Source organism: Aquimarina sp. AU58, assembly GCF_900312745.1.
Taxonomy (GTDB): Bacteria; Bacteroidota; Bacteroidia; order Flavobacteriales; family Flavobacteriaceae; genus Aquimarina; species Aquimarina spinulae.
Map to the genome: position 1 here is coordinate 1524611 of NZ_OMPD01000014.1, position 26508 is coordinate 1551118.

Annotated in this window: 20 protein-coding genes; 5 read left to right on the plus strand and 15 right to left on the minus strand. The window is 32.2% G+C overall.

What is annotated here, in order from left to right; genetic code table 11:
* Positions 1-16: 16 nt before the first annotated feature.
* From DK441_RS17965 to DK441_RS17985, 7 genes are all read right to left on the minus strand, one after another.
* Positions 17-1357, minus strand: a complete 1341-nt coding sequence (locus DK441_RS17965) for an HlyD family efflux transporter periplasmic adaptor subunit (RefSeq protein WP_109851909.1) — start codon at positions 1355-1357, stop codon at positions 17-19.
* A 1-nt stretch (position 1358) separates the two neighbouring features.
* Positions 1359-3548: a peptidase domain-containing ABC transporter gene (locus DK441_RS17970; RefSeq protein ID WP_109851910.1), complete on the minus strand. Its 2190-nt coding sequence runs from the start codon at positions 3546-3548 to the stop codon at positions 1359-1361.
* Between the two features lie 11 nt (positions 3549-3559).
* On the minus strand, positions 3560-4642 hold the full coding sequence (gene gwsS / locus DK441_RS17975; protein WP_109851911.1) for a grasp-with-spasm system SPASM domain peptide maturase: 1083 nt from the start codon (positions 4640-4642) through the stop codon (positions 3560-3562).
* A gap of 3 nt (positions 4643-4645) precedes the next feature.
* Complete coding sequence (locus DK441_RS26700; protein WP_160112158.1) at positions 4646-4855, minus strand: hypothetical protein; 210 nt, start codon at positions 4853-4855, stop codon at positions 4646-4648.
* 53 nt (positions 4856-4908) lie between these two features.
* Positions 4909-5895, minus strand: coding sequence for a grasp-with-spasm system ATP-grasp peptide maturase (gene gwsG, locus DK441_RS17980; protein WP_109851912.1), 987 nt, complete (start codon positions 5893-5895; stop codon positions 4909-4911).
* Between the two features lie 136 nt (positions 5896-6031).
* Positions 6032-6196, minus strand: a complete 165-nt coding sequence (locus DK441_RS26705) for a hypothetical protein (protein ID WP_160112159.1) — start codon at positions 6194-6196, stop codon at positions 6032-6034.
* Between the two features lie 173 nt (positions 6197-6369).
* Positions 6370-7272 carry a tetratricopeptide repeat protein gene (locus DK441_RS17985; protein WP_109851913.1) on the minus strand — a complete coding sequence of 301 codons (903 nt, stop codon included), beginning with the start codon at positions 7270-7272 and terminating at the stop codon, positions 6370-6372.
* Positions 7273-7684: 412 nt separating this feature from the next.
* Between DK441_RS17985 and DK441_RS17990 the strand changes: the two genes are divergently transcribed.
* Together DK441_RS17990 and DK441_RS18000 are read left to right on the plus strand one after the other, a co-directional pair.
* Positions 7685-9394 (plus strand): helix-turn-helix domain-containing protein, encoded by a 1710-nt coding sequence (locus tag DK441_RS17990; protein ID WP_109851914.1) that lies wholly within the window; start codon positions 7685-7687, stop codon positions 9392-9394.
* A 366-nt stretch (positions 9395-9760) separates the two neighbouring features.
* On the plus strand, positions 9761-11944 hold the full coding sequence (locus tag DK441_RS18000; protein ID WP_109851916.1) for a prolyl oligopeptidase family serine peptidase: 2184 nt from the start codon (positions 9761-9763) through the stop codon (positions 11942-11944).
* 130 nt (positions 11945-12074) lie between these two features.
* Here the strand turns inward: DK441_RS18000 and DK441_RS18005 are convergent, their stop codons facing one another.
* The 8 genes from DK441_RS18005 to DK441_RS18040 form a co-directional block, all read right to left on the minus strand.
* Positions 12075-12581, minus strand: coding sequence for a hypothetical protein (locus tag DK441_RS18005; RefSeq protein ID WP_109851917.1), 507 nt, complete (start codon positions 12579-12581; stop codon positions 12075-12077).
* Between the two features lie 28 nt (positions 12582-12609).
* Positions 12610-13656: a hypothetical protein gene (locus DK441_RS18010; RefSeq protein ID WP_160112160.1), complete on the minus strand. Its 1047-nt coding sequence runs from the start codon at positions 13654-13656 to the stop codon at positions 12610-12612.
* Positions 13653-14960, minus strand: a complete 1308-nt coding sequence (locus DK441_RS18015) for an IPT/TIG domain-containing protein (protein ID WP_160112161.1) — start codon at positions 14958-14960, stop codon at positions 13653-13655. The genes DK441_RS18010 and DK441_RS18015 overlap by 4 nt, the downstream gene beginning before the upstream one ends.
* An 11-nt stretch (positions 14961-14971) precedes the next feature.
* Positions 14972-16279, minus strand: coding sequence for an IPT/TIG domain-containing protein (locus DK441_RS18020; protein WP_109851919.1), 1308 nt, complete (start codon positions 16277-16279; stop codon positions 14972-14974).
* Between the two features lie 449 nt (positions 16280-16728).
* Complete coding sequence (locus DK441_RS18025) at positions 16729-17328, minus strand: autotransporter outer membrane beta-barrel domain-containing protein (RefSeq protein ID WP_109851920.1); 600 nt, start codon at positions 17326-17328, stop codon at positions 16729-16731.
* Positions 17329-17340: 12 nt separating this feature from the next.
* Entirely contained in the window at positions 17341-18042 is a 702-nt protein-coding gene (locus DK441_RS18030; protein ID WP_160112162.1) for a hypothetical protein, read from the minus strand.
* A 25-nt stretch (positions 18043-18067) separates the two neighbouring features.
* On the minus strand, positions 18068-19321 hold the full coding sequence (locus tag DK441_RS18035; protein WP_109851922.1) for a hypothetical protein: 1254 nt from the start codon (positions 19319-19321) through the stop codon (positions 18068-18070).
* Between the two features lie 64 nt (positions 19322-19385).
* Positions 19386-20402 carry a hypothetical protein gene (locus DK441_RS18040; RefSeq protein ID WP_109851923.1) on the minus strand — a complete coding sequence of 339 codons (1017 nt, stop codon included), beginning with the start codon at positions 20400-20402 and terminating at the stop codon, positions 19386-19388.
* Positions 20403-21002: 600 nt separating this feature from the next.
* Between DK441_RS18040 and DK441_RS18045 the strand changes: the two genes are divergently transcribed.
* The 3 genes from DK441_RS18045 to DK441_RS18055 all read left to right on the plus strand — a co-directional run bounded on the left by DK441_RS18045 (position 21003) and on the right by DK441_RS18055 (position 26429).
* Positions 21003-24032 carry a response regulator gene (locus tag DK441_RS18045; protein ID WP_109851924.1) on the plus strand — a complete coding sequence of 1010 codons (3030 nt, stop codon included), beginning with the start codon at positions 21003-21005 and terminating at the stop codon, positions 24030-24032.
* Between the two features lie 158 nt (positions 24033-24190).
* Positions 24191-25057, plus strand: coding sequence for a hydroxymethylglutaryl-CoA lyase (locus DK441_RS18050; RefSeq protein ID WP_109851925.1), 867 nt, complete (start codon positions 24191-24193; stop codon positions 25055-25057).
* A gap of 151 nt (positions 25058-25208) precedes the next feature.
* Positions 25209-26429, plus strand: a complete 1221-nt coding sequence (locus DK441_RS18055; RefSeq protein WP_109851926.1) for a DUF4856 domain-containing protein — start codon at positions 25209-25211, stop codon at positions 26427-26429.
* Positions 26430-26508 lie beyond the last annotated feature (79 nt).

Here is a 26508-nt window from a genome sequence, read left to right on the forward strand (position 1 = left end):
AACATTTAATTTCATATTACACTTTATCTTCCTTATCATCTTCAGATGCTGTATAAGTATAGCGATCAGGTGTTACTAGTTTTTTGAATTGATAGAAAAAACGCTCTATTAATCTTAAATCCTCGGTAATGATTTCCCCAGAGCCTTTCATTTCTTGTTTAAAATCAATTTCTTTCCTGTAACTAGTAATTAATTTATTAGGTAGAGAAACATCGATTAGATAAAAACCTTCGGGATCTGGAAGTAATGAGATTTTTTTAATAGTACCTTCTATAATTCCGAATTCGTTATGCGGGTAGTTCTCTAATTTTATATTTACTTTTTGACCATTTTTTATTTTACCAGAGTTTTGAGAAGGAGCTTTTAGTTTTCCTATTAATTTTGTGCTTTCACTAGGAATTATTGAGAAAATCAAGTCACCAGAAGATACAGTCTGAGAAGTACTCCAATAGTTTAAAAAGGTTACTCTACCTTTGATATTTGATTTTAACACATAGAGTAATTCCCAGCTATTGATTGATTTTTTTAATTGGTTAAATGAATGAATTACGTCTTGTAAAAGCATTATTTCTTCTTTTGTTTTATTGATTTCTGTACCCTTTGTATCCTTTCTAAGAGTACTAATAGCTTGTTCTATTTGTGTTATCGAAATATTCATAGTTTCGTAATTACGCTCTGTTTGTAGAAACTCTAACTTTTTACGTTCAAATTCTTGTAATGATATCACTCCTTTATCGAATAACTTTTGATGCCGATACATCTCTTTTTTCTTAAGCATTATTTCTTTTTCACTATGTCTTTGTTGTGTAATAGTATTACTTAACCTTTGTTGTAATGCTGTCATAGAAAACTTGTTTGCAATTTGTTCATTGTTAAATGGTTGAAGTTTTTTGTTTAGAATGTATTTAGAATAATTATTTTCAAATAATATAAAATCTGTATGGATATCACCTAAGGATAGTATAGGAAGTTTATCAAAAGGAAAATGAAAAAAATCACTACCCAGGTTGATAGTATCCATAATTGATTTTAACAGAAAGATATCTTTATAATTGGCATTGCTCTTTAGTATTGCCAAGGGAGTTTTTTCTTGTACAATATCATTATCATGTACTAATATAGCTTCTATTTTTTCATTTGTTTTTGCAAATATTTTTTCCGGAGGAATTTCTGTGGTTATTAGACTTTCAGAGCTAACAATATCTGGATACTTGATTATGTAAGACATAATTAATAGCATAATTACTAATAGTAATAATACTAAGCTACCCCATCGAATCATCCAATTTGGTACACTAGATAGTATTTCCTGAACTTCTTCGCTTCTTAGTTCTATTTCGTCTATTTTTCTTGCCATGTTATTGTCCTAATTCTAATTGATTTTTAACAAGATTATAATAGTTTCCTTGTTGTTCTATTAATTCTTGATGATTTCCTTTTTCTACAATTTTACCTTTATCTAATACTACAATCTGGTGTGCATTTTTCACGGTACTTAACCTGTGAGCTACTACAACTACCGTTTTATTTTCGAAAAAACGATTAAGATTCTCCATGATTACTTTTTCGTTATTGGCATCTAATGCACTGGTAGCTTCATCAAAAAATAGGATTTTTGGGTTTTTATAAACGGCTCTTGCGATTAATAAACGTTGTTTTTGCCCAGTACTTAAGCCTACGCCTTCCGAACCGATTTTGGTATTGTAAGATAAAGGAAGAGATTCTATAAAACCTTGAATATTAGCAATGTCTACTGCATGTTCTAGTTTTTTTTTGTCTATAAAATCTTCTCCTATTGCTATATTATTGGCTATTGTATCATTAAAAATAAAACCTTCTTGCATTACGACTCCGCAATTGGCTCTCCAGAACTGTTGAGATATATTTTTTAGGTTATAATTTTCGGCATAAATTTCACCTTCTTCTAATTCATAGAATTTTAGTAGTAGTTTTACAAGAGTAGTTTTGCCACTACCACTTACACCTACTATTGCTGTAACTTTATTTGCAGGAATATTGAGATCTAAGTTTTCTAAAACAGGTTTCTCGGTTCCTATATATCTGAAAGTAGCATCTTTAATTAAGAAATCGGTATGTTCAGAAGTATAATTTATTTTTTGTTCATCTCTGGGTTCTTCATCATCTTTGCTATGAATTTCACTTAGCCTATCCAGAGATATTCTCGCATCCTGTAATTCTCTTATAAAACCAATGAGTTGTGAAATAGGAGAATTAAGTTGACCAACAATATATGTTATAGCAAGCATCATCCCAAGTGTAATATCACCCATGATAACCAGTTGTGCAGAGAAAACGGTAATGAGAATGTTTTTTAGTTCATTTATAAAGCCTGATCCAACATTTTGATACTGTTCTAATGCTAGACCATCTATAGAAATTTTAAATAGCCTGGCTTGTAAAAATTCCCAACCCCATCTTTTTTGCTTCTCTGCATTATGCAGTTTTATTTCCTGCATTCCGTTTATTAACTCAATTACCTTACTTTGTTCCTGGCTTACTTGTGAAAACCTTTTGTAATCCAAGTCAGCTCTCTTTTTTAGAAAAATCAAGATCCAAAGAAAATATAGAATACTTCCCAGAAGAAAAATAGCAACTATCTTTAGACTGTAATATGCTAGTACAATACCAAAAATCAATAAATTAACCATAGAGAATAGTACATTTAGTGAGGAAGTAGTAAGTATTCGCTCAATACGACTATGATCGTTGATACGTTGTAGAATGTCTCCTGTCATTTTGGTGTCAAAAAAGGAAATAGGCAAACTCATTAACTTGATAAAGAAATCAGATATCAATGATATATTAATGCGGGTACTAAGGTGTAGTAGTATCCAGCTTCTTATTAACTCGATACTTATTCTACCAATAAATAAAAATACCTGAGCGATAAGGATAAGATATACAAAATTGAGGTCTTGATTTTTAATCCCTACATCTACTATACTTTGAGTAAGGAAAGGAAAAATAAGTTGAAGTAGACTCCCTGCAATTAACCCAAAAATAAGTTGCGCCAAAAACTTTTTGTACCGTAATATATATTTAGAAATAAATGAAAATCCAATGTTTTTCTGTTCCTCATCAAAATTTTGATCAAATAGTTTAGGTGTAGGCTCTAGTAATAATGCTAAGCCTTCTTGAGTATTTTCGGTAACATTAGGACCAATCCAATGCTTTAAAAATTCATCTTTGTTATATACTAATAACCCATGTGCAGGATCAGAAATATAGTATTTGTTGTTTTTAATTTTATATAGAATAACATAATGGTTTCTGTTCCAATGTAAAATACAAGGCAATGGAGCTTCTACAATTTCTAATAACGAAATTTTGACTCCAAGACTTCGAAACCCAACTTTTTCTGCTGCATGACTAATAGAGAGAAGGTTACTCCCTGTTCTTGTGGTTTCACTTAACTTTCTAAGTACTTGTATAGCAATATTTTTTTCATAATATTTTGCTACGATTCTAATACAAGTAGGTCCGCAATCTTTAAAATCACCCTGTTTATAATGTGGAAACTTTACCAATTTGTTTAGATTTAAAGGTTAACTAGACTATGCTTTTCTATAGATTTATGCTTCAATGGATTCATGCTCCACTTTTTCCATTCATTTGTGTATGGGTCATATCCACATTTCAAAGGTTTTGAAAATAAACTATTAGGATCATTGGTATAGGCTCTGCAATCTGTACAAACATGCCTGAACTCACAATCTTTGCAGATGTCTATTTGATCTTTGGTGATAGTCCAATATTTTTTGAAACCATCTTTTTGTAATGCTTCACTTAGAGAGGTATTATTGATATTCCCATAACTTTTTGACATTGATGGACAGTTCTTAATATCTCCTCGAATGTCAATAGATATTTTTCGATTTAAACAAGAATTATGTTTTTGTGACTCTAAAAAGAATTCCTGATTTGTAGAAAAATAATGGGTGCTAACAACCCCACAATGATTTGACGAATTTATATTTTGTGTAGTGAACAATATATTGGTAGCCATTGACCCTGTTTGAAAAGAATATTGGTTTTTTTCTGGTGCAGTATGAATTGTTATGCTGGTTACTTTTTTATATGTGTTGGATAATTGTTCTAATTTTTGTTCTTGAGTCTCATCCGAATATTTTAATAATAAATCAATACTACTAAGTCTTCCGTATTTACAGATTGTTAAAATTTGATTTACTTTAGAAATAGGAATTTCTTCAAAAAACCTAATCTCTAATGCTTTACAGTTAAACTCATCGAGTTCTTTAAATATTTTTGCAAAATCGTGCTCAGATTTAGAATCTACATCAATCAAAGCATTGGTAATAATAGATGGTGATTTCCAAGTAAGATCTAGAGGAGGAAATAAATCTGGTTCTTCTGTAAAGAAAATGAGTTCATGTTCGATTAAAAAATCAAAATATTCATCTATAATATCATCTGCTTCATTATTATAAAATTGCTTAATTTCTTCAATTGATTTTGTAGCATGCTCTACTAAGATTTCACATAAAATGTTAGGGATAAAATGTAATTTATTTCTCTCTACATCGCAGATAGTACTTCTATTAGCCCCTAATACTGGTAAACAAGAAGCATACAGTTTAAAGAATTTGCCCGAATTTCTCATGTTTTAGTAAATTAAAGTTCTGGATATAGATTTATGAAAGTATATAGTATAGGACGAATTTGATCGATAAAAATCTGAACTCTCTGAATTGTGCGGTAATTTTTTCTCAGCTTCGTTCATGACCCAAAGTGAAAGCGGTAATAATTCTTTTTGCTCTTCATTAAAATCGTCTATCAATATTTTTTTGTCAGATGTTTTACTTTGATGTTTCATGTGTTCATTTTTTTATTAGTTAGATCAGATGTTCCGAAATAAGTCGAGAAAGATTATGCGCTTTTTTCAATCAGAAAATCTGCTACTTTTTCTTCAAGATAGTAATTGCAAGGACCCGAGGTCATTCCAAATTGCCCTACAGGATTAATCTCTAGGAAAACATAATCTCCTGATTTTGATTTTATTAAATCGATAGATCCTGTATTGAGATCAAGATCTTTCATTAATAGAGTTAATTTATCTTCTATCGATTTAGGTAATTTATAAGGAACACGTCTATTAGGCTTTTGATGGTTATACTGTCTAAAATCTACAGAAGTCTGGTTGTCGTTTTGAGAAAAAATAGCCATTCCGTAGAAATCACCTTCCAAATAAAAAATTCTGAGTTCATATTCTTTATCAACCGTATTTTGAAGTAATGATGCATAAAATTTATCAGGTAAGGATTCAATAATTTCACTGGTTAAGATTGCTGTATAAGCAGAATACGATGTTCCATTTTTAGATAACATCATGGCTTCACTAATAGCTTTTACGATTATTGAACCATGTTCGTTTTTAAATTTAATGACTTCTTCCTTACTATTGGTTATTATGGTTTCAGGAATAGATATGCCGTATTTTTTTGCTTTTTGAAGTACATCAAGTTTATTAACCTTTACTTTTTCCATATTAGAAAGCCAAGGTTTCTCTTTTTGAGAAGATCTTAAATATTCTTTGATTTTAAGCAACTCACTATTCAGCTTTTGTGAAAACCTCATTTTATTAAATGGAGTATCCATGAGTTCCTCGTATTTCGAGTAATGATATGCTCCTGATAACCATCTTCTATACCAAAAAGCTTTAACCTTAGAGAGTTCGATTTCTCTTTCGGGAAAGCTAAGTGTGGCTTCATTGTTTGCAACATCGATTTTGAAATTGCAATGCTCTATCAGATCATTTCCATTCAACCTGAAGTAATCTGCTTTTTTATGATCTAACCAATCAATTACTTCTTCGGTAGAGTGCTCTCCTGCATGTTGACTCACTATTAATATCATTATTCTTTGGTATTAGGTGATGGTTTGTGTTTTTAACGTATCATGTTTAAAATAAAAATTAGGTCTTTTGAAGATATACAGCCAACACAATAATGTGTTTGTGCCAGCTGTATATGACTTAACCGTATAGCCAGAATTACTCTTGATCTACTTCAGCATCCATTCTTTGAGACCCATCAGTGTACTCAGTGTCACGGATATCGCAAAGTGTAATTGCTAGTCTTCCACCAGTAATACTAGATAATTGATCTTCAGGAATTTGATTGAATTTTGTTTCCGAAATTTTTTGAAACTTTTTCATTGTGTAAATATTTAAATTGATGTACCTACTCTATTAAGGCTTTTCGGATTCCGCCTATCTGTTGCGCGACAAATATTTTCTATATTTTTGTTTTTAAGCAAAAGAGGGTAGTGTTTCCTGTTTTTGACAAGAAATAAATGATAATATTACTGTTATGAATTTGAAACTTCTTTCTAGTACTGAGTACCAGGATTTTGATACTTTTTTATGATTTTTTCTGCATTTTTATTATCAGGATTTAATGCTAACGATTTCCTGTATGCCGATAATCCTTCTTCTGTCTCATCAAGTTTTAATAAACATTCTCCTAAACTATCATATGTGTTAAATGCATTAGGATATAACTCTACATTTAGTTTGAATAAAGCAAGAGCTTCTTTGTTTTTATCCTTTTTCATAAGCTCGTACCCGTAATTATTTATTGCTATTTCGGTAAGATTATATTTTGATTCTTCCTTTTGTGTTTTTTCTCTTCTACAGAATGATATGAATTCTTCAATAGATATTCCTGTTTCTAATACTTCAGAGATTGGTTTTTTGTTTAATAGTTTTACTCGTTCCTTAAGTCGAGCAAGAGTTTCTACTTTATGAGCAATTCTTTCTTCATCAGATATTTTTGTAGTATCTATGGTATACAATTCCCAAGGGTCTTCTTTTCCTTTTCTAACAAATTGAGTTCCATAGATCTGTGGTTGATCACGACTCATAAGTTCACGATCAATAGCAGCAGCAAGTAACCATTTGCTTATGGTAGCATCTAGTGACACCGCTTTTTTCATTAGTTTCACTGCCATTCCAAAAGCAATAGAATCTTTACCATGCTGAAAAATCATGGCAGCATTAGAATAATCATTTGCAGTTTTTACTTTATCACTTTTAAGCAGTTCATATACTCGTTTTCTACGTAGACTATCTCTTTCTGAAATTAGTTTCCAATCTACTTTTTCTGTCTTTCTATCTGCTTGATCCTCTTTGTAAAGCTTTTTTAGTTCTGGATTATCCATATTATTCTGACTTAAACTAATCGAAACACATAGTATAGTAAGACAAAGTGTTGTATTAAGTTTTAATTTCATAATGCCCAGTTTTTACTATAGATTAATTGTGAGTAAATTTCTTGAATCAAAGATAATAGGCTAATACTCTTAAAAACAAGAAACTAAACTCTGTATTCGGGAATGGCGAGTAGTGATTCGGGAAATCAGACTTTGTGTTATTGATTGTAAGTATTTGTATTTCAATTTTTTAAATAGGAAGTATGGTAAAACAACAAAGAAATAGGAACTAAACAAGAAAATAGTATATTTACTATGTATTAACCAACAAAATAGTGATTGTGTATCCTATAGAATATTAAAAAATGAACTTTTTTTTGAATTAAAAATATTCATTTTTGTTCTATACACTTCTGATTGATTTATCTGTTTTTAAAATCAATCTGTTTTATAGAAATACATAAGAACGATATATTACACGACATAGAATAACATGAATAAAATAGTACAAATAATACGGCTAGTATTTGTTTTATTTAGTACCTACTCTTCATTTTCACAACAAATAGAAGAACGTTTTGAAATTCCGGATTCTTTAAAACATAGATCTTATGATGAAATCTATAAGAAGTATAGAGATTATAGTAGAGATACAATAAAATCCCAGGTTTACTTAAAAACATACCTTGAAAAAGCAAGAGAGGATGGGGATAGTATTAAAATGGCAAGAGCTTATGGTCTATTGTATTATTTTGTTGAGGATGATGTGATTAAAATACAATATTTAGATGAATCGATCAAACTAAGCGAAAATAAGAATCATCTTTTTTATCCTGCTTTTCCGTATTCTAGTAAAGGAGGTTTTTACTTAAATAAGTGGGATTATGAACGAGCATTAGATAATTATCTGATGGCTTTAAAATTCACAAAAATAAATAAGAATACAGATTTTCAATATTTGACTCAGCATAATATTGCTATTATAAAAAGTAAATTAGGTAAGCATCAAGAGGCCTTAGATATTTTTAAAGAATGTCTTGATTATGAAGAAAAAATGAAGGTTAGGGATACTCTTGATTATATGGAAATCATTGTAGATTTAGCAGAAACATATACTAAAAATAGTATGATAGATTCTTCAGACTACTATTTGAAAAGAGGCTTTTCTCTGTCAAAACAGTACAATAATGATTTTTACTATCGATTTCTTTTTAATCAAGGGGTTAATTTTTATTATAAAAAAGAATACGCCAAAGCTGAGTTAAATATAAAGGAATCGTTACCATATTTATCTAAGTTAGAAGATAAGAGGCATACTGTAAATGCATATTTCTATTTGGGAAGAATAAATGAGTCTATAATGAATAAAAATGAGGCAAATTATTTCTATAAAAAAATTGATTCTATATTTCAAAATACAAGATATATAACTCCAGAAGTAAGAGACAGTTATTCATTTCTTATTAACTATTATAAGACAAATGAGGATTATAAAAATCAATTGCTGTACGTAGAAAGATTACTCAAATTTGATAGTATTTTACACCAAAATAATATACTGATAAATGAAAAACTGATAAAAAAATATGATACTGCAGAACTTTTAGCAGAGCAGGAAAAGTTAATAGCATCTATACATGGTGAAAACTCATACTTCAAAAAATATATCAGGTTTTTAATTGTTACCGTTATCGTTATAAGTACTCTTTTTTATTATCAATATCAGAGAAGAAAACGATATTCAAAACGATTTAAAGCGTTAATAGAAGAAAAAGGTGATAGTACAAAAAAGAACAATGGTATTATTTCTATAAAACCTGAAAAAAGAACCCTTAAAATATCAGATGATATTAAAGAAGATATTTTGAGTAAAATTCAAAAATTTGAAGAGAATTTGGAGTTTCTTGAACCTAATATTACTACAACAAGCTTGGCAATACAATTTAAAACGAATAGTAAATATATTTCAAGAATAATTAATACGTATAAAGAAAAGAACTTCACTAATTATATTAATGATTTAAGATTAGAATATATAATAGAGGAGCTTAAAACAAATAAAAAATTTAGAAATTACACAATTAAAGCTATCGCCAATGAAATTGGCTTTAATACAACAGAAGCTTTTTCAAAATATTTTCATAAAAAAACAGGATTATACCCTTCTTATTTTATCAAAAAAATGGAAGAATACGCAAGCTAATTTAGCTGTAAGCCTGATTACTTCACTTTTCGTTATTTATTTTGGTCTGGTTTCCGGAAACAAGACTACAACGAGTATAAAATGCTATTAAACAGTTGATTAAAATTATACTTTTATTCACTCAACTTTTAAAACTAACATGATGAAAACTAGTAAAAGTAACAGTAAATTGGAAATTAAAAAATTACGGATCACTAAAATTAAGAACATTTCTTTAATCAGAGGAGGGAAGGATATTATAATCATTGATGACGGCACTGGGGTAAGAAGCCATAGACCCGATTGTCCTACTGAAACAAATACTAATACACCATGTAACGCATAAAAATATAGTGTTACCTATTGTCAACCTTGAGATATAAAGTAATGTATAAAAAAATACTACCCTCGTTAATTTTTATGATATTGATGTCTTGTCAAAATACGAGTAAGATTCTTAACGGCCCACCAATAACTCCTAAAAAAGAAATAGTTGATGAATATTTTGGAGAGACAATAATTGACTCATATCGAAATCTTGAAAATTTAAAAGACTCTACAGTTATCAATTGGTTTCATAAACAACAAGAGTATTCACAAGCTGTATTGAATAGAATTTCTAAAAAGTATGATTTAGCACAAAAATTGCAAAAAGCAAGTAGTAGAGGTGATTATAAAGTTAAAAGTTCTAGAATAACATCGGCAGGGGAGTATTTTTTTTTAAAACAAAATTCAGGGGAGAATGTATTTATGTTATATCATAAAAAATCATTCGATGCTGAAAAAGAAATATTACTCTATGACCCCACAAAATATAAGTCTGATTTAGGGTATTCATATATTATTAATTATATTAAACCAAGCTGGGATGGAAAAAAGATAGCAATTAGCCTTTCTAAAGAAGGAGAAGAAGTTTCTGAAGTAATAGTAATGGATGTTGCTACAAAAGTGATTTCTCCTAAAATAATAACAAATTGTGACCCATCAGGATTAAACGGGATACATTGGCTTTATGATAACTCTGGGTTTATTTATCAATACTTACCAGTAATAGATATAAATGATAAGAATTTTTATCTTAATACTGTTGCAGCGTATTATGAAATAGGAACAGATCCAAAGGCGATCACAGAACTATTTTCAAAAACTAATAATCCCGAAATAGATATAAGAAGTGAGGATTTTCCTTATGTTTCAGGACACTCTAACCAAGGAAAATATATATTCGCGAGTATTGCCGGTGTAAATGTATATGAAGATACTTTCTATGCTAAAGCTACAGAAATAAAAAAACAAAAATTCATATGGACACCTTTATTTAAAAAAACAGATAAGATCAAATTATTTGTTATAGAAAACGATGAGATAATATACTTAACAGCCAAAGGAGCTTCAAATTTTCAGATTTGCAAAACATCAATTATAAATCCAGATTTTGAAAACCCAGAAATCCTGGTTAAAGAAAAAGAAGACAGATCGATTTTGGATTTTGAATATAGAAAAGAAGGACTGTTTTTTACAACATTAAAAAATGGAGTAGAATCAAGATTATTTGTTATTAACGATAGTATTGAAAAAGAAATTACCTTACCTATAGCTTCTGGTAAAAGTTTTGTAGCTTCATACGGAGAAAATTTTTATGTATCTACACAGGGATGGACCTCTCCGTATAGATTGTATAAGTATGATATAATAGAAGAAACATTTACAAAAGCTAATTTATCACCTTCAGTAAATTATGAAGAGTATAGGGATATAGTAGTTAAGGAGCTAGAAGTTTCTTCTTATGACGGGAAAAAGGTTCCATTGTCTATTATTTACAAAAAAAGTACATTGCTAAATAGTAAAAACCCTACAATACTATTAGGATACGGTTCATATGGAGCTTCTTATACCCCTTTCTTTTCTACTGCTTTTTTAACATGGATATCAGAAGGTGGGATACTGGCAGTTACACACGTTCGCGGCGGTGGTGAAAAAGGAGATGCTTGGCATAAAGCCGGATTTAAAACTACTAAGAAAAATACATGGAAAGATGCAATTGCATGTACAGAGTATATGATAAATGAGAAATACACATCATCTAACCATACCATAATTTATGGAATTAGCGCAGGTGGTATTATGGTTGGTAGAGCTATAACAGAACGCCCCGACCTATTCAAGGTAGCCATTGGTGTAGTTCCATCGATTAACTTATTGCGATCAGAGTTTCAGGTTAATGGCCCTAATAATATAAAAGAATTTGGAACAATAAAAGATTCGATAGAGTTTAAAGCACTTCTTGAAATGGATGCATATCAACATATCAAAAAAGGAGGGAATTATCCTGCAACATTATTTCTTACAGGTATAAAAGATCAACGAGTGGTAGCTTGGGATCCAGGGAAATTTATTGCCAAACTCCAGGAGTTTAATGGATCGTCAAAACCGATTCTTTTAAAGGTTGATTTTAACTCGGGACATGGAGTTAATGATTCTGATCAAAAATATAATGAAGAGATGGCAGATATTTTTTCATTCGCTTTTTGGCAAACAGGTCATCTTGATTATCAATCAACCTCTAAGTAATTTTCATTCTTTTCTTAAAAATGTGTAAAAGACACTGTTTATTGATCAAAAAAACCAAGACATGAGCCTTGATTTTTTATATAGGTAATGGGGTAAGTCATAATACGCTGCTACTTGATAATAGCAGTTCTTATTTGCCAAAGTGTTTCATCACAGCATAGTAATCATTGATATCAACTCCTTCTGCTTTTAATTTGGATAGGATATCATCCTGCTTACCGTTTATGTTTGTTGATGCTATGATTACTATCCTTAGTTCTTCAAGTTGCCCGGCAGTAACAGAAAATGTGGTAGTTTCATTTTGTATAAAAAAATTCATAGAGTAGTTTTCCAACGATATAAAGGTTCTGATATCTATCCCTAATGGGGTTTTAGTAGTTGGTATAGGGTATAAATTAATACTTCCGTTAAATTTTAGATATCCCAAAATCGCATCATTATCAAGTACTACCTGTGATAATTCTGGTATAGATTGGTTATGAAATGCTCCCGATACTGTAGAAAGATCATATGTAAAAGATCGAAGTGGACCAACGGGCCCAATCGCGCCATCTTCTCCATTGCAACAGCAGCTATATGTAAAAAGAATAGTAAACACTAAAAGAATTGACTTTAGTTTTGATTTTTTTGTTTTCATGATGTAAAGTTTTAATGATTTCTATATTCTATAAAGTCAAGTCAGATTTTAGCAAATAAAAAGCATTGTCTTCTCCTTGGGTATTGAACCAGAAGTTAGTACCGTCAAAAGCAACCCCTTTCATAGAATATCCGGGTATTCTATAGGATTTGATTGCTTTAAATTCTGGAACGATTTGGCATTTATATAAATACTGCCCATCGGCTACATAAAGATATCCACCCTGAAAATCAAGACCATTAACTGAGTTAAACTTCAAATCAATTTGTTGTATTATCTCCCCGGGACTTAAAGAGCCATTGGATTTATAACGATTTATATATTCATCATTATCAGTAGCAACCCAGATATACCCTGATTTTTCTGATGCTAATCCTGTTATAGAACCTCCATTGCTTATAGAGGTATAGAATGTTTCCCCAGTATTATAAAACGATGCCCGAAAAGTGTTTGATCCAGAACTGGCCTGGAAAAGGAGTGGATTGGTGTTAGATTTTTCAATTTCCACACTTTTAGGAGCTAATGTTGTTACTATAACCGATTCAATAGCTAGCGTTTCAGGATTAATTTTTAGAATGCCAGCATCTTCTTCGCTATACCCTAAAATTGAACTTCCATCAAATGCGATATCAATATCTTTAAAAGGTACTGCAGCATTTTGCAAAATAGTTAACGGCTTCACCCAATTATCTGGATCCAGGTCAGTGTCTAATCTTTTAAAGGTTGCAGCATTACTACGAAAAGTGATTTTAAGTTCATTTTTTTCTAAAACATATCCAAATTCTGAAATTTCGGTGGTAGCTCCAAAATTGATGCTATTTTCATTAATTGTAACATTATACTGTTGGATACCTCTAAAACCTAACTCATTTTCGAATAGCATGATTAATATTCCTTTTTCTTTATCAATTGTTATAAATTTTATGGACCCATCCAAAATAATTCCACTGGTATGTTCCCATGATCCATCGATTATTTTTGTTTCTGGCGCTATAGTGTTTGCATTGTCATCCTTGTTACATCGTATACACATACTCGCAACAAGGATGATTACAATGAATTGTATTGTTTTCATTCTTGTGTTATTTTTCGAATTTTATGATTTCTAGAATCAGAAACATAAAGATGATTATCGGTGTCTATTGTTATAGCAAAGGGAGAATCAAATTGAGCAGATACTGCTGTGCCATCTGCAAAACCAGAGGTACTTCCTACCAGAGTAGTAACTACTCCTTGCGGTGTGATTTTTCTTATCTTGTCATTCCCATTATCAGCAACATAGATAACTCCAGCTGTATCGACGATAATGCCTGTAGGGGAGTTAAATTGGGCTGCAGTGCCATTGCCATCTGCAAAACCAGAGGTGTTTCCTGCAAAAGTGCTCACTACTCCTTGAGGTGTGATTTTTCGTACTTTATCATTGCCCCGTTCTACTATATATAGGGTGTCATTCTTATCTATTGCAATACCTGTAGGGAAATCAAATTGAGCCATACTACCAGTTCCATCTGCATAACCTGTAGTACTACCTGCTATGGTACTTACTACTCCTTGTGGTGTAATCTTTCTTATTTTCTCGTTCCCAGAATCAGCAACAAATATATTTCCTAAAGCATCTGTTACAAGCCCATGAGGAAAATTAAACTGAGCCATAGTACCAGTCCCATCTGCAAAACCAGGAGTACTTCCTGCGATAGTGCTTACTACTCCTTGAGGTGTTATTTTTCTTATTGCGTGATTCCAGGTATCGGCCACATATAGATTGCCTTCTGTATCTATTGCAATATCTGTAGGGAAATTAAATTGAGTCATAGTACCGGTTCCATCTGTATTGCCTTGTGTACTACCAGCTAGGGTACTTACTACTCCTTGAGTTGTGATCTTTCTAATTTTATGGTTCTGTATGTCTACAACATATAGATTGCCATCTGCATCTACTGTAATACCAGTAGGGTTATTAAATTGGGCCACGGTACCTGCTCCATCTGCATAACCTTGAGTACTACCTGCTATAGTGCTTACATTTACTTCGGTAACAGTATAAGTAAATTCTGGGCCGGTAAGTGTTGTACCATTTACAGATAGGGTTACCAAGCCTGTAAATGCTCTGGCGGGTACAATTGCCCTAATTTGGTTATTATTTACTGATTGTGTAGTACCTTCTTTTTCATTAAAAAATACGTGTACCTTACTGATATCTTCACCAAAATTATTGCCGTTGATAGTTACAATAGTAGTTTTTGGACCACTGATAGGGCTTATACTACTTAGAGTTGCTGCTGGTACTACTACTGGTGGTGTATTGCCATTATCATCACTACTACAACTCACTAGCACTAATACTAGCAATAGAACTATACTGTTTTTTATTGTTTTCATGTGTTCTTACTTTATTCTTGCGTGATTTTTCGAATTTTATGATTACTGGTATCTGTAACATACAGTATGTGGTCTCTATCTATTATAATTCCATATGGGTAAGTAAATTGTGCCGAAGTACTTGTGCCGTCTGCAAACCCTTCTGTACTTCCTGCCAGGGTACTAACGACTCCTTGCGGTGTTATTTTTCTTATTTTGTGATTTTCAGTATCCGCCACGTATAGATTACTATCTGTGTCTATTGTAATACCTAAAGGAAAGTTAAACTGAGCTATAGTACCAATGCCGTCTGCAAAACCTTGGGTACTTCCTGCCATGGTGCTCACTACCCCTTGCGGTGTTATTTTTCTTATTTTTTGATTTTCATAATCTGTCACATACAGATTACTATCTAGGTCTATTGCAATACCTAGAGGATAGCTAAACTTGGCCATAGTACCAGTGCCATCTGCAAAACCTTCAGTATTACCAGCCAAGGTACTTACCACCCCTTGTGGTGTTATTTTTCTTATTTTGTGATTGTAAGAATCGGCTATGTATAAATTATTATCTGTGTCTATTGCAATACCATAAGGTCTATTAAACTGGGCAACACTGCCTTGGCCATCTGCAAAACCTTCAGTATTACCAGCCAAGGTACTTACCACTCCTTGTGGTGTTATTTTTCTTATTTTATGATTACGAGTATCCGTTACGTATAGATTATTATCTGTATCTATTGCAATACTACTGGGGCCATAAAACTGGGCTGCACTACTTTGACCATCGGCAAACCCTGAGGTGCTACCTGCCAATGTGCTTACCACCTCTTCTGGTGTTATTTTTCTTATTTTGTGATTGTTAGAATCAGCTATGTATAGATTATTATCTGTATCTATTACAATACCAATAGGCCTATTAAACTGGGTAGAAATGCCTTGTCCATCTGCAAATCCTAGTGTACTACCGGCTATAGTACTTACATGTACCTCGGTAATAATATAGGAGAATTCTGGGCCGGTAAGTGTTGTACCATTTACAGATAAGGTTACCAAACCCGAATATGCTTTGGGCGGCACTACCGCTTTAATTTGGGTGTTGCTTACTGATTGTACAGTACCTTCTTTGTCATTAAAAAATACGTGTACTTTACTGATATCTTCGCCAAAATTATTGCCGTTAATGGTTACAATGGTAGTTTTTGGCCCACTGGTAGGGCTTATGTTGCTTAGAGTTGCTACTGGTGGTACTACTGGAGGTGTGTTGCCATTATCATCACTACTACAACTTGCTAGCACTAGTACCAGCAATATCACTATACTGTTTTTTATTGTTTTCATGTGTTCTTACTTTATCGTTTTTAAAAAATTTAATCTATGTTAACGTGAATACTGTTTAAGAGCAGGATACGTCACTTCGAAATTCTGTAAGAATTTAGTATCGAGAAGTACTTTTTAGCTATAAATTTTCTTGTTTTCGATACATCAAATCAGAGATTTGGCACTCAAATTGACGAAAATTTCCTATCTATTCTTCACGTTATGTTAGTATAGGTTAGTGTTGTATTAGGCATATAGATTACTATCAATTTTATTTTTAGACGTACCCTTTGTTTTCCATTGATAATGTCGTTTAGTTAAGTTTTTAGTTGTCGGTCAGAGTCCTTCGATAAACTCAGGAAACCTGTCGAAGATTTTTGAAAACACAAATTTGGAATCACTTCGACAAGCTCAGTGTGACATATTGATTTAATCTTATCCTTTAAGGTAAACAAGATTGATAATTCGGGTTAAAAGAAAGCAGAAATACCAATCCCCAGAAAAATAGAAGACAAGCTTTCTTTGTAACCAGATGGTGCACCTTTAGGATTGACATCTTCCCAGGAATAGCTTACACTAGGTTCGATGGCGACATGATTTCCGAGGAAAAAAGCGTAACCAGCCCCAACTCTAAAACCAAAAATATTTGATTTTATATCTGTTGAGCCAAGCAATCCTCCATTGCTAGTTGTTTTAGAACTTGCTATACCAATAAGACCTTCGAAATAGATGTTGTTTTCTAGGTAATAACGTGCAAAAGGTCCAATACCAAAACCATTAGTGGTCGTTTCTATATCTCCAAAATCTGAATCTTGCTTTTCTTTGTTTGTATTAATGCCTAATTCGAGACCAACGGCAAGATTATCGATTACAAAATATCCAACTTTTGGCGTTATTCTGGTAGTAAATGCGGTTGCTTTGTCATCATTTCTTTTTCGGGTAGTGAAATAAACATTAACACTTCCGTTAGCAATAAAACTCCCCTTTGTTTTGGCGTCAAATCCAGAGTCTTGTGCCTGGGATGAAACTATAAAAATGAATGATACGATTAATGTGGCTACTTTTTTCATAATGATTTAATTTTAGTTAATTTGATATAAGATGCTTTTTGTGATTAGTTTTCCGTTTGCTTTGCGTGTTTCTTCTTTTACCATACCCACACCTTCTGCTATCCATTGTTTAGTGTGTTGTATCGTGGTCATTCCCATGGTTAACTCGTTGGTATAGGTAATTACATAGCAATCAAAAGTTCCTGCAGGGGTAGTAACTTGCTCTTTTGCAATTACTTTTCTGTTTTGCATATTGGTGGTCATATTTATGTTCATGATTCCCGCATTTACAGACATGTGTACAGATGCATTAGGTAATTCCTGACCAATAGATAAACTATTGGGGAAAGAGATGTCATCTCCCGTAATACTATATTCCATGTCATTATATTGATCAAGTATACCAGGGGCAATAAAAGTTTCGGGATCTAAACGAGTCGTTTTTCCCGAACAATTGGCTTTAAATGATGAGGTGACAATTGATTTATTGTTCTTGCCATTTTTTAGATGCATAGCAATAGTAATAACACTTTGAGTAGTTGTGTTTTTTACATCGGTTACCTTAAATTCGGTTATGGTAGAGAGACGTTCCTTTTTATTATATTGATGAATGATTAGTTCTTTACCTTTCTCGCTAGCATAAAATTTACTACAATTGTTGTTTTGAGCAGAAACCGATGTGAGTACCAGTACAGCAATTAAAAAAGCGATATGTTTTATCTGTTTGTATTTCATTTTTTTGATATGTGTCATGATGGTTTTATGGATTAAACCGAATTCTAATAGATTCTCCATTTTGCTCCACCAGTTCATAGGTTCGATCTATTGCATCTTGTATGTAATCTGCATAATTGAAATTGTTAGGTAAATTGATCAAATTCACATAATTCTCTTCGAAACGAGAAGTGTCTTCAAAATAATTGGTATAATCAGAGAGACTTTCTGGTAGCTGTGGAAGTGTTACTTTATTTGTACCATTATTCGGAATGGTAATGTCCCAAAAAAGGTTTTTGGCGGCGGGATTTATAATTTGAGTTTCGATATTGGTACATAAATAAATGCCGGATGGTTGTACTTGTAGACTGTTTGATGTAGAGGTGTATGAAAAATCCCAGTTTGGTTTTGTAACAGATACTATTTCAGGTAAAATATTAGTTTTAATTGCTTTGCTATGTCGTACTCCATCAGGATATGATGCTCCATAGCTTGTTAAGTAATACTCAAAGCCATCAGTGATTTCCATATGTTGAGGAAAATTACTTTCGAGATTAACATATCTGTTGGTGTCATAAATAGCAGAAAGATCAGCGTAATTATCATCTGAAGTATCATTTAACGTTATAGAGCGTGTAGGTACTATGGTGAAATCTGCAAAACCTAAATCTCTATTTTCAATTTCTTTATAATTATCGATCCATGTATATCCATAAACCACCGGATCTACATCATTTGGTTTATACTTTATTTTTAGAAAAATTTTATCAGCAGAACCTTCTTTATTATATGCATAGGTTTTGGTAGGAGCACTGGTTAGGGGATCTGTTCCATCGGTAACAGTTCTGTTTTTTAGTCCATAAACAGAAAGCCTGATTTGAGTAGCCCCTGTTAGATTTAGAGTGAACTTTATGCTACCGTTTCTAGTGGGGCGGTAATTAGGAGCAATTGCACTACTACCCACAGGTACATCTTTGATAGTGATTAGACCTTTATAACTATCTGTTTCTAAAAGGGTAGTAAGCATAAAACTATTTGAGGCATATCCTTTTGCGGTTAGCGTGTAAATCCCTGGTATTTTGTTGGTTTCTACACTGGTTAAAATTTCGCCTTCTGCATTGTTAGCTATGATCATATTAGGCAAACTGTTTACACTAAGGTTAGAATAATCAAATGTTGCTAATATGATTTCTTGATTAGGGTCTATCCCAGGATTGTTGTCGTCGTTTGAACAAGACAAGAATATGGCAATCGATAGCGATAATAAAAATGTATATAAAATAGATTTTGATGTTTTCATTTTTTTAAGATTTAGATTTTAATAAATTCTACTCTTCAGCTTCATTTTTTTGATCAAGAAGTCCTTAATCTTCTTTTAAGCTTCGTATTTCACCGGTTCTTCGGGAGCCTCCTGTACCATCGGATTGATTGCCTCCAAAAAGCCATATCTCATCATTAAATACTAATGCTGTGTAACTATTGATACCTTCTCTTCCTGGTCTGGGGCCTTCATAGCTGGTCCAGGTCATCATATCTGATGAATACCATATCTCGTTATTAAACTCGGTAAGGTTATCTTTACCAGCAATGACCCATACTTTATCGTTGTAAACTGTTGCAGAATGTGCATTTCTTTCTGAAAACAGCGTAGTAGGGCTAACTTCTGTCCATAAACTACCATTGGTACTGGTCCATATTTCATTTACTTTGTTGGCGGCTATATCTTCTCCTCCTAATAGATACATTGTATCATTAAAAACAACACCTTTTTGTCCTGCTCTTCCAGGGAACGCATTATCGGTTTCTTGTATCCAGTTTAAACCATTTGCTGTTGACCATACCTCGGTTTGGTTAGTTGTGCGATTACCTTTTGTCACATACATTTTACTGTTATATACCAAGGTTTCATGAGCCGATAAAGCTCCAAAAGGAGGTGATAATTCACTCCAGGAAATCCCATCTGTTGAATGCCATATATTGGTATAAGGAACATCTGCAATGTCTTTACCGCCTATAAGCCAAAGCTGACCATTAAACGTAGTTAATGTAGCCCCCGAACGAAAAGATGTAAAGCTTGCTGGTGTAGTGCTAGAAAGAGGAATGGTAGCCCAATCAATACCGTTATTGCTAGACCAAAGAAAATAAGGTCCAGAACTACCATATGAATTGTAACCTCCGACAGCATAAATTTTTCCATCAAAAATAGCCATTGCAACTCCTGCAAATTCACCCATTTGATCTTCTTCGGTCTGTACTGTAAAGGTTAAAGAAAGTTCTTCTCCTCCTCGTATAGGAGTAATATTGTCATCATCTAAGTCACATGAAAAATGGGTGACTGTAAGGATGATTAATAATAGTACATTGATTTTTTTTGTTTTCATTTCTTTACTTTTAGAGTTTTACATCTTTATATCATTAGGCAATGAATATTGTTACCCGTGTTAAGAATGTTCTCTTATTTTTTGAATTTTACTTCCTTAATGATTTTGTTTTTATGTGTGATTTTTAATGTATAGATTCCGTTTTCTAAATGGGTTATATTTAGGTATATACTATTTGTAGGAGAATGATTGAGGTGTCCTTTGTAAATCTTTCTTTTTTTATTCATGCCTGCATATCGATCAATGAATCAGACTTTGTTTTTAGACTTGATTGTGTAAAGCTAGAATATGTAAAAGAGGATCGTTATAAGGTATGTAACAAAGACTATGAATTATGTAACATTAAGAAATAGGGGGAGGTACCCCTTTTGTTAGGGGTGTTTTTTGAAATGTAAACAGCCTATTTCTTTTGATTTTCTTTCTAAAAGTGAAATAAACTTTTCGTACTTTAACAGATAGCAATGCTATAAATTATGTAACAATATTGGTTACATATGGTATAATGATGCTAATGAAAATAATGTATCATTGTAATTTTGATTATAACCGTTTGTACAACTTAAATTTATCTTTAGTATCAAAAATTTCTCTTACATTTTTTTGTTATTTCTTACCTCTTCTTACTTATGTTGGGCTCAGGAATCTGTAGTAAATCCGACAAAAGTTGTATTTGAAGAAATAATTATCACTTCTGATGATGGGCTTCAGGCATGGGAAAATATTGATGTATTTTATGAAGATGAAGAAGGGATTATTTGGTCACTTATAGAAGATGGTTTATATCGGTATAATGGATATTCTGCTGTAAATGTGACTAGTTTTTTGTCTCGTTTTCATAATCTGGATGTAGGGAACCAGGCTGGAACAAGATTTTTGATTGATAATGATATTATTTGGTATGGAGAACGTAAAGGATTGTATAAGATAAATCTAGAAAAACGTACTTCAGAAAAAATATTTTTAGAAGAACCGTTACATCTTCCTAATTGGCGAAATTTCATTTTGCAATTGAAATCAATAGCCGATACATTATATATAGGTACTTCTAATGGAATCTATATCGTAGATAAAAAATCAAATATTGTTTTAAAGAAGTATTTAACCAACGGGATTGATATTCATCATCGTAATAGCTCACATGCTGTAGAATCTTTTTTTGTAAACGCAAAAAATAATATCATTTGGGTGGCATTACCTGATGGTTTTTATAAAATCAACATCAAAAACGATCACATAGAGCATTACCAGATTAAAGATGCTCCATATATCTATCCTCATAATTTTCATGATATAATACGCTATGATAATGTATTTTTAATGCCTACTCATGGTTTAGGAATGGTAGAGTTTAATGTAGAAACCAAGCAGTTTTCACGTTTTGAAACCAAAGTACATGAGAAATGGAGTCGTGCTGATAATGTTATTCGATCGGCAATTCCCTTAAACGATAGTACGTTACTGGTTAATGTAGTTAATTTGGGAAATGCGCTTTACAATAGGCATACAAAAAAATATGAGTGGTTAGAAACACCAGAACCTATGAAAGATGGTGTTTTCTTAAACTTAGATAGAAGCGGATTTGTATGGGCGTCGAAACGAGGAAGAATATTTCGTTCTACCCAGCCTGTGGTTAAAACCACTCAGCATTTTAATCATAGCATTGATATAAGCAGTTTTGTCGCTAATAATGTTTTAAAAAGCAGACCTTCTATCGAGGGTTATTCTACTATAGATCTTAAAGAAGGAGAACGAAATGTAGTATTAGATTTTTCTATTTCTAAGCCTTATGTTTTAGATTCTATAGCGTATAAATACCGATTAAATTCGGAAAAATGGATTCCTATAAAAACACAAAATGTGCTAAGTCTTTTTGATCTGACTGCTGGCAAAAAGAATTTGACTATTCAAGCATTTGATGAAGATAAAAATGTGTTAGCAATACGAGAATTAGTATTCATTGTTCATCAACCTTTTTATCAATCTATATATTTTATCGGTAGTTGTGTTTTTTTTCTCTTAATTGCAATATACTTATTAGGGAGGTATAGTATGTTTAGAAAAACTACCAAAAAATTACAAGAATTAGATAAAGCAAAATCTAAATTCTTCGCTAATATTTCTCATGAATTTCGTACACCTCTTACCTTAATTTCGGGACCTATTCAACAACAACTTAAAAAAGAAAAACTTGATCCGATTGAACGTGCCAATTTTGAAATGGCGCAACGAAACTCACATAAGTTACTTTCTCTGGTAGATCAACTTTTAGACCTTTCGAAAATAGAAACAGGAAATTTAAAGCTTAAGATAAGTCAACAAGACGTAATCTCTTTTATAGGGAGTATAGCCGATAGTTTTACATATTTGGCCACAGAAAAAAAGATTAACTACCTCACGTATATAAATAAAACCCAGACTATAACATGGTTTGATAAGGATATAGTAGAAAAGGTAGTTGTAAATCTGGTATCTAATGCCATAAAGTATACACCAAACAAGGGATCTATGGTATGCAATGCTACGGTAAAAGAAAATGAATTACACTTTGTGGTAAAGAATACAGGTAAAGGGCTTACCAAAGAAGAAGAAGTCAAAGTTTTTGAACGATTTTATCAGATTAACGAAAACAAAGAAGGAATTGGTATTGGTTTGGCTTTGGTAAAGGAATTGGTCTCGTTGCATAAAGGAACTATAAGTGTAGAAAGCATTCCTAATGAATGGACAGTCTTCACTGTAACATTACCTATCGCTAAAAAATCTTTTTCTAAAAAAGAATTTATAGATGATTCTATTGCTATTTCCAGAAATGAAATGGGTAATTCTGCTAGTGAATATAAAGAAGAACAGACTGTAGAAGCAGATAAAACAAATGAAGATTTGCCCATTTTACTCATTGTAGATGATAATGATGATATTCGAAGTTATGTAGAACAGATATTTACAAAACATTATACCATCGTAAAAGCCAAAAATGGAAAGGAAGGGATTGAACAAGCCATAGTGCATATCCCAGATATTATTATTAGTGATATTATGATGCCAGTAAAAAATGGTGTTGAGCTATGTAATGCATTAAAAAGTGATGAGCGTACTAGTCATATCCCTATTGTTCTATTAACTGCAAAAGCAGGAGATGAAAACAAATTAGAAGGCATAAAGACAGGTGCAGATGATTATATCACTAAACCATTTCATGAAGGCGTACTAAAAGAACGTATAAACAAACTGATAGAAGTTCGCAAAAAATTACAATCGCGATACAGTCAGGAAGTTATTTTAAGACCAAAAGATGTAACTATAACCTCTGTAGAAGAACAGTTTTTAAGCCGTATGCAAAAGGTATTGGACGAAAATTTGGTAGAATCTTCTTTTTCGATAGCACTGTTTAGTCAGGCATTAGGTATGAGTCGTATGCAACTGCACAGAAAGTTGAAGGCATTAACAGGGTTGTCTGCTTCAGAATTTATTCGTTCTCAACGCCTAAAATTAGCGGCACAATTACTTAAAAAATCCGATATTAATGTATCTCAAGTAGGATATAGTGTTGGTTTTAATGATCATGCATATTTTAGTAAGTGTTTTAAAGAAATGTATCATTGTACACCTAATGAGTACAGTAAGAAAAAATAAATAGAATACGTTTTCTTGTATGAAACCCTTTTTTGCATAGTTTTTGTAAAATGAGAAAACCAGATGAGGTTTCTAATCGTGTCGAAACGCTTTAGATTTTAAAAAATAATCATACTTTTATACACACAATTGAATATTTCTTAGTTTGCTACTCTAAAATGACCGAAAACGTAAAAATTATTGAATGCCCTCGAGATGCTATGCAGGGTATAAAAGAATTCATTCCTACCGAAAAAAAAGTTCAGTATATTCAGTCATTGTTACGGTGTGGTTTTGATACCATAGATTTTGGGAGTTTTGTTTCACCAAAAGCGATACCGCAAATGGTGGATACTGCAGAGGTTTTGTCGCAATTAGATCTTTCTGATACCAGAAGTAAATTGTTGGCAATTATTGCTAATGTTCGTGGTGCTAATGATGCAGTACAACATGAAGCAATCAATTATTTGGGATATCCTTTCTCGATTTCAGAAAATTTCCAGATGAGAAATACACATAAAACTATTGCAGAATCTGTAGCCACATTACAAGAAATATTACACATCGCAGATAAAGCAAATAAAGAAGTGGTGGCTTATCTTTCTATGGGGTTTGGTAATCCTTATGGAGATCCATGGAGTGTGGAAATAGTAGGAGAGTGGACCGAGAAATTAAGCAAGATGGGAGTGAAGATTCTTTCATTATCAGATACTGTTGGTACTTCTACACCAGAAATTATTGATTACTTGTTTTCGAATTTAATTCCGGCTTATCCAGAAATTGAATTTGGAGCGCATTTACATACTACCCCAACGACCTGGTTTGAGAAAGTTGATTCTGCATATAAAGCGGGATGCAGACGGTTTGACGGAGCTATTCAAGGATTTGGAGGATGCCCAATGGCAAAAGACGAATTAACAGGTAATATGCCTACCGAACGTATGATCTCATATTTTACAACAGTACATGCCGAAACAAATATCAAAACACTAAGTTTTGAATCTTCGCATAACGAGGCTACCAAAATATTTTCTATATACCATTAATTATTGTTCTTAAAATCAGTGTGATAGATTTGTTTTTGTATTGAAAATTAAATTTAATTTAGATTTAGAATAAATAAACTTTGTCAAGTTCATTTTGATGAATATCTTTGCAGACTTATAAGTAATTGATATTAAGTCTAAATAAAAAGAAATGAAAATTAAAAATTTGCTAAAAATCGTATGTATATCAGGGGCCTTTATTTTAGGATCTTGTTCTTCAGATGATGACAATACTACAGAGGTAGTGGCACCTTCAACCTACGTTTTTGAGCGTAATAATGAAAGCTCTGTAAGTTTTGGTGGTCAAACTACGCGTATTGCAATGGCCGAAGAAATTGTAAGTAAATTAAAAGATAATACAAGTACCGAAGCTATTTTGGATGCTATGTTTGCTCATGTAGAAGGAGCAAATGATTTTTCTGATGCTAGTCTAAATGCATCTGGTAAAAGTGTAAGAAGTAAAACGGCTGCATCAAGAGATTATTTTTCTGATAATGCAACAGACGCTGCAGCTATAAAGGATAAATTTGATAGTTGGATAAAAAGCCAGGTAGATGATGTTTTTCCTAATTGGACAACAGATGCTTCGGCTGGTGTAGCAGGAGTTATACAAGAAGCAGGAGGAGGTTCTAAAAGATATGTTAATACAAAAGGACTAGAATTAAACCAAGCATTTGCCAAGAGTTTGATAGGAGCTTTAATGACTGATCAGGCTTTAAATAACTATTTAGGAACTTTAGTTCTAGACGAAGCTTCTAATGTAGAAAATAATAATAATGGTGTAGTAGCAGAAGGTAAGCCTTATACTACAATGGAGCATAAATGGGATGAAGCTTATGGTTATCTATATGGAGCTTCTCAGGATAAAGCAGATCCAAATAAAACTATAGGTAAAGATGATAGTTTTCTGAATAAGTATATTGGAAGAGTAGAAGGAGATTCTGATTTTGCAGGTATTGCAAAAGAAATATTTGATGCATTTAAGTTAGGTAGAGCGGCTATTGTTGCAAAAAGATATGATGTACGTGATGAGCAAGCAGCGATTATTAGAGAAAAAATATCACAAGTTATTGCGGTAAGAGCGATATATTATTTACAACAAGGAAAAAATGCGTTAGAAGCCTCTACTGTAGATTATGCTAGTGCATTTCACGACCTATCTGAAGGGTTTGGATTTGTATATAGTCTACAATTTACAAGAAAACCACAAGGTAATGTTCCTTATTTAACAAGAACCGAGGTTCAAGGATTAATAGATCAGTTAATGGGAGGTACTAACGGACTTTGGGATGTGACTCCGGCAACTTTGCAATCAATTTCAGAAACTATTGCAGGTAAATTTAGTTTTACTGTAGCACAAGCTGGTAGCTAGAATAATAAACAATTCATAAAGTTTAAAAAAAGAGGTTGGAAATTATAACATTTCCAACCTCTTTTTTTACATTTGCAAA

What these genes read in the sequence shown, in the direction of transcription:
- gwsG (WP_109851912.1), bottom strand. Translation starts at nt 5,895, where the DNA reads ATGATATTAATAGTGAGTCAACATGCAGGAGAGCACTCTACCGAAGAA.
- DK441_RS18020 (WP_109851919.1), bottom strand. Translation starts at nt 16,279, where the DNA reads ATGAAAACAATAAAAAACAGTATAGTGATATTGCTGGTACTAGTGCTA.
- gwsS (WP_109851911.1), bottom strand. Translation starts at nt 4,642, where the DNA reads ATGAGAAATTCGGGCAAATTCTTTAAACTGTATGCTTCTTGTTTACCA.
- DK441_RS26705 (WP_160112159.1), bottom strand. Translation starts at nt 6,196, where the DNA reads ATGAAAAAGTTTCAAAAAATTTCGGAAACAAAATTCAATCAAATTCCT.
- DK441_RS18015 (WP_160112161.1), bottom strand. Translation starts at nt 14,960, where the DNA reads ATGAAAACAATAAAAAACAGTATAGTTCTATTGCTAGTATTAGTGCTA.
- DK441_RS18005 (WP_109851917.1), bottom strand. Translation starts at nt 12,581, where the DNA reads ATGAAAACAAAAAAATCAAAACTAAAGTCAATTCTTTTAGTGTTTACT.
- DK441_RS18025 (WP_109851920.1), bottom strand. Translation starts at nt 17,328, where the DNA reads ATGAAAAAAGTAGCCACATTAATCGTATCATTCATTTTTATAGTTTCA.
- DK441_RS18040 (WP_109851923.1), bottom strand. Translation starts at nt 20,402, where the DNA reads ATGAAAACAAAAAAAATCAATGTACTATTATTAATCATCCTTACAGTC.
- DK441_RS18055 (WP_109851926.1), top strand. Translation starts at nt 25,209, where the DNA reads ATGAAAATTAAAAATTTGCTAAAAATCGTATGTATATCAGGGGCCTTT.
- DK441_RS17965 (WP_109851909.1), bottom strand. Translation starts at nt 1,357, where the DNA reads ATGGCAAGAAAAATAGACGAAATAGAACTAAGAAGCGAAGAAGTTCAG.
- DK441_RS18000 (WP_109851916.1), top strand. Translation starts at nt 9,761, where the DNA reads ATGTATAAAAAAATACTACCCTCGTTAATTTTTATGATATTGATGTCT.
- DK441_RS18010 (WP_160112160.1), bottom strand. Translation starts at nt 13,656, where the DNA reads ATGAAAACAATACAATTCATTGTAATCATCCTTGTTGCGAGTATGTGT.
- DK441_RS17985 (WP_109851913.1), bottom strand. Translation starts at nt 7,272, where the DNA reads ATGAAATTAAAACTTAATACAACACTTTGTCTTACTATACTATGTGTT.
- DK441_RS17990 (WP_109851914.1), top strand. Translation starts at nt 7,685, where the DNA reads ATGAATAAAATAGTACAAATAATACGGCTAGTATTTGTTTTATTTAGT.
- DK441_RS18030 (WP_160112162.1), bottom strand. Translation starts at nt 18,042, where the DNA reads ATGAAATACAAACAGATAAAACATATCGCTTTTTTAATTGCTGTACTG.
- DK441_RS26700 (WP_160112158.1), bottom strand. Translation starts at nt 4,855, where the DNA reads ATGAAACATCAAAGTAAAACATCTGACAAAAAAATATTGATAGACGAT.
- DK441_RS18050 (WP_109851925.1), top strand. Translation starts at nt 24,191, where the DNA reads ATGACCGAAAACGTAAAAATTATTGAATGCCCTCGAGATGCTATGCAG.
- DK441_RS18035 (WP_109851922.1), bottom strand. Translation starts at nt 19,321, where the DNA reads ATGAAAACATCAAAATCTATTTTATATACATTTTTATTATCGCTATCG.